This is a genomic window from Deltaproteobacteria bacterium (assembly GCA_028818775.1).
Taxonomy (GTDB): domain Bacteria; phylum Desulfobacterota; class Binatia; order UBA9968; family JAJDTQ01; genus JAJDTQ01.
Map to the genome: position 1 here is coordinate 1 of JAPPNE010000082.1, position 7292 is coordinate 7292.

The 7292-nt window shown below is 66.7% G+C and carries 7 protein-coding genes; 1 reads left to right on the plus strand and 6 read right to left on the minus strand.

From position 1 onward, the window contains the following. Both OXU42_09775 and OXU42_09780 read right to left on the minus strand, forming a co-directional pair. On the minus strand, window positions 1-1014 hold a 1014-nt coding region (locus OXU42_09775), incomplete at its 3' end, for a hypothetical protein (protein ID MDE0029673.1). Between the two features lie 197 nt (window positions 1015-1211). Continuing rightward, entirely contained in the window at window positions 1212-2447 is a 1236-nt protein-coding gene (locus OXU42_09780) for a cupin domain-containing protein (GenBank protein ID MDE0029674.1), read from the minus strand. Window positions 2448-2532: 85 nt separating this feature from the next. Here OXU42_09780 and OXU42_09785 point away from each other — a divergent pair, with 85 nt between their 5' ends. Further along, on the plus strand, window positions 2533-3696 hold the full coding sequence (locus OXU42_09785; GenBank protein MDE0029675.1) for a CoA transferase: 1164 nt from the start codon (window positions 2533-2535) through the stop codon (window positions 3694-3696). Window positions 3697-3739: 43 nt separating this feature from the next. Here the strand turns inward: OXU42_09785 and nth are convergent, their stop codons facing one another. From nth to OXU42_09805, 4 genes are all read right to left on the minus strand, one after another. Further along, entirely contained in the window at window positions 3740-4387 is a 648-nt protein-coding gene (gene nth / locus OXU42_09790) for an endonuclease III (protein ID MDE0029676.1), read from the minus strand. Between the two features lie 53 nt (window positions 4388-4440). Next, window positions 4441-5559: an ornithine cyclodeaminase family protein gene (locus OXU42_09795; protein MDE0029677.1), complete on the minus strand. Its 1119-nt coding sequence runs from the start codon at window positions 5557-5559 to the stop codon at window positions 4441-4443. Between the two features lie 31 nt (window positions 5560-5590). Beyond that, window positions 5591-6901, minus strand: a complete 1311-nt coding sequence (locus OXU42_09800) for an MFS transporter (protein MDE0029678.1) — start codon at window positions 6899-6901, stop codon at window positions 5591-5593. 170 nt (window positions 6902-7071) lie between these two features. Further along, window positions 7072-7292 (minus strand): nicotinate dehydrogenase medium molybdopterin subunit (locus OXU42_09805; protein MDE0029679.1); only part of this gene is annotated, 221 nt, incomplete at its 5' end.

Consider the following 7292-nt stretch of genomic DNA (forward strand, 5'->3'; position numbering starts at 1 on the left):
GGCGACGCGCCTGAGGCGGCAGTCGAGAGACTGCCACCAGGCGCCGACGCTGTCGCCGCCCTGGAGGTAAGCATCGCGAGCAGTCACGTTGGCCAGTCTCTTGGTCTCCGGATCCAGATCCCCGTACATGCTTCCGGCGGCGGTGATCTGCTCGGGCGTTGCGGTGTCCCCGTGCACGGCGGCGACCCTTTGCGCCGGTTCGAGGGCATCCCACCAGCGCATGGCCGGGAGCACGTCCGGGGGATAGACACCGGGGTCCATGAGATCGAGCAGGGCCTGCCCGATCCGGTCCACGTGGGCCTTTTCGCCGGCGCCGAGCAGCGGCGTTCCGCCCGAGCCCGGATAGAAAGCGCAGTACGGGCTGTTCAGGTCTTCGGTATTGCCGTCACCGGTGGCGACACGCTTGAGGCGGCAGTCCAGGAGTTGCCACCAGGCGCCGACGCTGGTGAGGGGGCTGGCAGGGGCGAATCCCGTGGCGGTTCTATGAACCAGCCCTTTGGTCTCCGGGTCCAGATCTCCATACAGACGCTCCGCGGCAGCACTCTGCTCGGGCGTTGCGGTGTCGCCGTGCACGGCGGCAACCCTTTGCGCCGGATCGAGCGCGTTCCACCAGCGCATGGCCACGGCACTATCCGGAGGATAAACGCCGGGGTCCATGCGCCCGAGCAGGGCCTGCCCGACCCGGTCCACATGGTCCTGTTCGGTGGCGCCAAGCAGCGGCGTCCCGCCGGAACCGGGATAGTGGGCACAAAAGGGGCTCGCCATATCCTCGGTGTTGCCGTCTCCCGCGGCGACGCGCTTGAAGCGGCATTCCAGGGACTGCCACCAGCCGCCGACGCTGCTGAACGGCAAGTTGCCGTTGATCGCATCCACGGCGTCGTTGGCAAGGCCCCTGGTTCCCATGTCCAGGTCGGCGTAGGCGTTCCCGGCGGCGGCGGTCTGCTCGGGCGTTGCGGTGTCGCCGTGCAGGGCGGCGACCCTTTGCGCCGGTTCGAGGGCATCCCACCAGCGCATGGCCGCGTCGTTGTGGGGGACCGCAGGAGGCGGATTGCTGGTCTGCGCTCGGACCTCACGCTCAAGGCCCAACGAAAAAAAGACAAGCAGCGCGAGGATCATGAGGCGGGACAACCGTCCGAGCCGTTGTCCGCGGCGGTGTCGCGGTTCTGGATGTGTCAATGTGTTGATCTCCGGCGGAGGTTGGTCTTTGGCGGTCAGTCGATGAAGCTGCCTTCCGCGTCCGGGAGGTTGCCCTGCTCGCCGGGCATGTTGCCGTGCTCGTCCGGGAACAGGACCTTGACCGCTTCCGCGCCGCCCACGCCGGTGCACCACGGCACCATGTTCTTCATCCGGCAGGTAATGCCGCGCTTGGACAGCTCTTCCTCGAAGATCCGGTGGATCTCGGGGTCTTCGTCCTCGTACTCTACCTGGTAGCCGCCCTTCTTGCCGCTGACCTCGCCGGTGCGGAGCACCGTGGATTCCTGGGCTTGCCAGCGGTTGACCGCGTACTTGCGCGACAGGCCCTGGTTCATCACCAGGTAGGTGGCCGGGGTCTCGCCGACGTTGAAGTGCTGGTGCAGCCACAGGCCCTGTCCGGCGCCGGAGAGGTAGAGGCTGCCTTCCTTCCAGTCGCAGCGGATGCGTTCCTCGTCGCCCCGCTGGGTCAGCACGTAGCCCGTGCCCTCGATGATGTAGAGGTGCGCGCCGGGTCCGTGGCGGTGGGACTTCTTGTAGTAGCCGGATTCGAAGCGGGACACGTGGGATTCCATCAGGCCGGAGCCCATGACCATGAAGGCGTTGGTGCCGCCGCCGCCTCGGCTCTTCCACTCGTAGAGGGGCAGCTTGCGGATGTCGGGGATGAAGTTGGTCTCCCACACCCGGCCGCGGTAGAGCTTGGCCTCGGCCGTGAAGTAGTCCGGCTCACCCTGGAAACGGTCGTCGAAATCGTAGTTGTTGTTGAAGATGAAATGTTCGCTGTTCCACTGCCGGAAGATCTGAGGCAGGTCGGTCACGGAGAACCAGCGCGCCGGCTGGGACAGGCTGGCGTTGAAGAACTGGTGCCAGGCGTTGGTGGGCGGCACGAAGTAGCTGCCGGGTCCCCACTCGAAGGTCTGCTTCTCCCCGCCCTCGCGCCACACCGAGCAGGAGCCGTGCCCCGATACCACGTAGATGGCCTCGGTGTACATGTGCCGTAGCGGCGCGGTGTAGCCCCCGGGCGGCAACTCGACGATGTGCTCGTCGCCGCCGTTGTCGCCATCCAGGTAGCACAGCGCTCCCTTGACCCCGTCGCCCTTGCGCGCCCACGGCCCCACCTCCACGGCCTTCATGTCCTCGATGTAGATCCCGCCCACCAGCGGGACGCCCTCGCGTTCGCGCCAATCGGAGTAGGTATCGACGCGGGTGAGCGCGGGCTGCTTCTCCGGGTCCAGGGGTTGGGTGGGTATGGTCACGGCGGCACCTCTCGTTGGTTTGGTGCCAAACGGTATGCGATAACAGGCCGTTGTTGTCAATCTGACCGAAAAAAGGAGCGACCCCATGCTTGGCCCTCTCAACGACATCCGCGTGGTGGATTTCACGCACGCCCTGAACGGACCCTTCTGCACCATGCTGCTGGGGCATCTGGGAGCCGAGGTCATCAAGATCGAGCCGCCCCAGGGAGACAACTTCCGGCGCTCGTGGATGCCGCCTGACGCGGGCAAGGACGGCTACGAGTTCCTGTGGATCAACGTCAACAAGAAGAGCGTCGTCCTGAACCTTAAGAGCGAGCGCGGCGTCGAGCTGGCGCGGGAACTCATCGCCCGGGCGGACGTCCTGGTGGAGAACTACCAGAAGGGCACGATGGAGCGTTTCAGGCTCGACTACGACTCCGTCAAGGGAATCAACCCGCGGCTCATCTACGCCTGCTCCCGCGGCTACGGCGAGTGGGGTCCCTACGCCGACTACGGCAACACCGCCGCCACCAACAACAGCATGACCGGCTGGACCCACACGGCCTGGGAGTACGCCGGAGCCAAGGGGACCAAGTCCCTGGGCATCGGCGACGAGGCCGCCGGAGTGAGCATGACCGTGGGCATCCTGGCGGCGCTGCACGCCCGCGAGCGCACCGGCGAGGGCCAGAAGATCGTCGTGTCCATGCAGGAGGCGGTGCTGGGCTTCATGGTCAGCTCCATGCACGAGCACTTCACCGGCAACATGGTGGGCAATACGCCCATGGCGGTGGCCGACGGCTACTTCACGCTGCGGGTTCCGCACTTGGGGGACGAGGGGTGGAGGTGGTTGGCGGAGCGGATGGGGCGCCGGGAGCTGGCGGCGGACCCGCGCTTCGCCGGCGCGGCAGCCCGGCGGGAGAACAAGGCCGAATTGGACCGGCTGGTCCGGGACTGGGCGCGCACCCGCACCCGGCAGGAGATATGGGACGCCGTGCGCGACCTCGGCTACTTCGGCGCACCGGTTCTGTCCAAGGCCGAGGTCCTCGACGACCCCCACATCAAGGCGCGCAACGCCTTCATCGAGCGCGACCATCCCACCGCCGGCCCCACGACGCTGCTGGCGCCGTGGATCCACATGTCGCAGACGCCGGCCTCCATCCGCGACGACGCCCCCGCCATCGGGCAGCACACGGACGAGGTGCTGGGCGGGTTGCTGGGACTGAGTGCGGGGGAATTGGCGGATCTGCGCGCGGCCGAAGCCATACGGTAAACCCCGGCACTAGTCATTTCCGCGAAACAGGAGGGCGATCGGGCTATTCGGGCGGTGGTTCGGGCGTCTTGTCCGGGAACTCGCACAGGTCGGCGATGACGCAGGTGGGGCATTCGGGCTTGCGGGCCTTGCAGACGTAGCGGCCGTGGAGGATTAGCCAGTGGTGGGCGTCCTTGCGGAACTCGGGGGGCGTCAGCCGGGTAAGGCGTGTCTCCACCTCCAGGGGGTTCTTTCCTTTCGCCATGCGGGTGCGATTGGCGACGCGGAAGATATGCGTGTCGACCGCGATGGTGGGCTCGCCGAAGGCGGTGTTGAGGATGACGTTGGCGGTCTTGCGACCCACGCCGGGGAGCTTCTCCAGCGCTTCGCGGCTGCGCGGCACTTGGCCGCCGTGCTCGTCGATAAGGATCCTGCAGGTCTTGATGATGTTGTCGGCCTTGCTGTTGAACAGCCCGATGGTGCGGATGTAGCGCTTGAGCCGGTTGACGCCCAGCTTGAGGATCTTCTCGGGTGTATTGGCTACCGGGAACAGCTCGGCGGTGGCCTTGTTGACGCTCACGTCCGTGGCCTGGGCCGACAGCACCACGGCGACCAGCAGTTCGAACGGGTCCACCCAGTCCAACTCGGTGGAGGGTCTCGGGTTGCGCTCCCGCAGCCGCTCGTAGATGGCGGTACGTTTCTGTTTGTTCATATCCCGTTGCGCCGGGGAGGCTGGATCGCCCCGCGCGTCGCCGGCTCAATGTATCATGGTATGTACTTTTCGTCCTGAAGGAACAGCTCGCTGGAAATCTCGGTCCCCAGCCCCTTCTCCTTGCAGCGGCTGTAGATGAGGTGTGCGACCGCGGTAAACTGCACGCCGTCGCCGCGCAGGACGAGGCCGGTGATCTGGCTGTCGGACGTGCGCCCCGGGTGGTTGCCGGCGATGACGTCGCCCAGGAGCGGCAGCTTGTCCCATTCGAGGGAGGTGGGCCGCGTGTACTGGTCCTTGCCGTGCTCGGGGATGGCTTCGGCGCCGCCGATGGCGTAGCGCATCCAGCGCCGGCCGTGGCGGTTCATGGTCAGCACGTCGCAGCGTTCCCAGCCCGCGATCTCCAGTTCGACGTCCGAGACGTTGCTGACGAACTGCCCGGGCTCCAGCCAGTCGGCCATGACCACCGGGTCCTTGGAGTTGGTGGCCATGTAGACGATGTCGGCGCCACGCACCGCCTCTCGAGCGGAAGAGACCGGTACGATCTCGATTCCGGCCTCCTCGGACATCCGCTCCGCGAACTTCTCCTTGTTGCCGGGAGTCGGGCTGTACACCTCGATCCTTTCCAGGTTGCCGAGGGCGGCGAAACAGTAAGCGGCGCCTTGCGCCTGCCAACCCGTGCCGATGAGCGCCATGGTGCGCGAATCCTTTCGGGCCAGGTATTTCGCGCCTGCCGCCCCGGTGCCCGCCACCCGGAACTTCTGGAGGTAGCCGTCGTGAATAATGGCCAGGAGTTCGCCGGTGCGGGAGCTGTAGACGAAGATGAGGCCGCAGAACCTCCCGTCCGTGCGGCCGGGCACCCGCCTCTGGAGCGTTCTGCCGTCCTGTTCGAAGTAGGTGATGATGTCGGAGTCGATGCGGTCCGTCGTGACATCCAGCTTGGCAATCGCGCCGCTCAGCGAGGTGAACGAGTGGTGCGTTGGCTCCCCTCCGCCTTCCGGGAATCTGGGGTGGCCGCGGTAGTCGTCGGGGTCCCTTGGCGTGAAGACCCGGTACGGGGGCGCGTTGACGGCGCCGCCGGTGGCCAGCTCCAGCGCCGCCAACTCCAGCGCGTCGTTGACCTCCGACGGGTCGAGCACCTTCTCCACGGTGGGATTGTCGATGATGAGCGTCATGCAGCCTCCTTGGGGTGTTGCCGGGCGGCCGTCAGTCGTGGCGCCCCACCCCCCGGGTCCAGGGCCTGATGAGCAGCGCCGTGGTGATTCCGGCGGCCCCCACCAGGACCAAGAGCAGCCACGGTACATAGTCGTGGCTGTGGAAGTGGTCGACGAGGGCGCCGGCCGCATACGGACCGACGACGCCTCCCCACATGTAGAAGAAGCTCATGGTGCCGCGGATGGTGCCGAAGCGGCGCCGCCCGAAATAGTCTCCCACCGCGGCCCATATGACCGGTATCGATGAGTCCAGCACGCTGAACAGCGTGGCGAACAGCAGCAACCCCCAGAGCGTCGTGCTCCACATCAGGACCAGGACCGCGATGAAGGAAAGCACCATGCACCAGGCCACCAGGCGCACCTTGTTGGTCTGGTCGGCAATCCATCCCATGATGAAGTGCGCCACGATGTTCATGCCGTTGAACCACGACAGAGGGAGCGCCGCGGCGAGAGGCGTCAGGCCCTTCCACTGCATCAGGGGTACGAAATGCACGATGACGGTGGTGTAGGCGGCGGTCCGGGTGGTCATCCACAGGACGAAGAGCCAGAAGACCGGGGTGCGCATGGCGCGGCCGGCGTCGTAGTCGGATTCGCCGCGGGTCTCCGTCCCGTCATTCTCCGACCCGTCCTCCCGCTCCCCGGGTGGCGGGGCGGAAGACGACGCCGTCTCCGAGGATATCTGCAGCCCCATGCTCTCGGGCGACCGGCGAATCCTCAGGGCCAGGGGCGCGGCCACGAATAGGAACACGCATCCCGCCGTGAACGCGGCCGTTCGCCAGCCCCAGAAGTGGACGGCCACGACCAGCAGGGCCGTGACGACGGTTCCGCCCACGGGCATGGCGGCGCTCAGGCAGGTCAGCGCACGCGCCCGATAACGCCGGAACCAGTTGACGGCCAGCACCGCGGGAGCGTGCACGAAGCCCGCCGTGAAGGTCAGGGAGATGACCCCGACGTAGATGATGAGGAAGCTCGCGTAGCTGTCGACGAAGGAAAAGAGGACGTACCCGATGCCGCACATCAGCGCCGCGGTCAGTATCACGGGCTTGGGGCCGAAGCGGTCGATGAGGTAGCCCGCCAGCGGACCCTCGATGGCGCCCTCGGCCCGGGCCAGGGAGAAGGCCAGCGAAGTGGCCGCGTGGGTGATGCCCAACTCTTTCTGGATGGGAAGGAAGTAGACCGTGAACCCGAAGCTGTGGAGTCCGCCGCCGATGGTGCGGACGAGGGCCGTCAGCCCGATCATCCGCCAGCCGTAGTAGAGGTCCGACAGCCGGCGGCGAAGACCCTTTGGAGAGATTCTGATCAATTGGAGTGGCGCCCTTCGACTCCGCTCGCCCTTCGACAAGCTCAGGACTCGCTACGCTCAGGGCGAACGAGAAATTCCTGCAACCGTTCGTCCTGAGCGTAGCTCCGCGCACGCGGAGCGAAGTCGAAGGGCGCCGTGCCTCGACGCCGGCGCGCCGCCGGCCGCCGACGCTATTTCCCGGATTCCCGGAGCGCCCGCAGCACGTTCTCGGGGCTCAGCGGGAGCCTGCGCACGCGCACGCCGGTGGCGTTGTAGATGGCGTTGGCGATGCAGGCCATGGGCGGCACCGAGCCTATCTCGCCCGCGCCCTTGGTGCCGTAGGGGCCGGCGCCGGGATAGCCCGACACGGTGATGGCCTCGATGCGCGGCAGCATGTTGATGGTCGGCATCA

Coding starts and splice junctions, on each gene's coding strand:
- OXU42_09795 (MDE0029677.1), bottom strand. CDS start 5,559: ATGACGCTCATCATCGACAATCCCACCGTGGAGAAGGTGCTCGACCCG.
- nth (MDE0029676.1), bottom strand. CDS start 4,387: ATGAACAAACAGAAACGTACCGCCATCTACGAGCGGCTGCGGGAGCGC.
- OXU42_09785 (MDE0029675.1), top strand. CDS start 2,533: ATGCTTGGCCCTCTCAACGACATCCGCGTGGTGGATTTCACGCACGCC.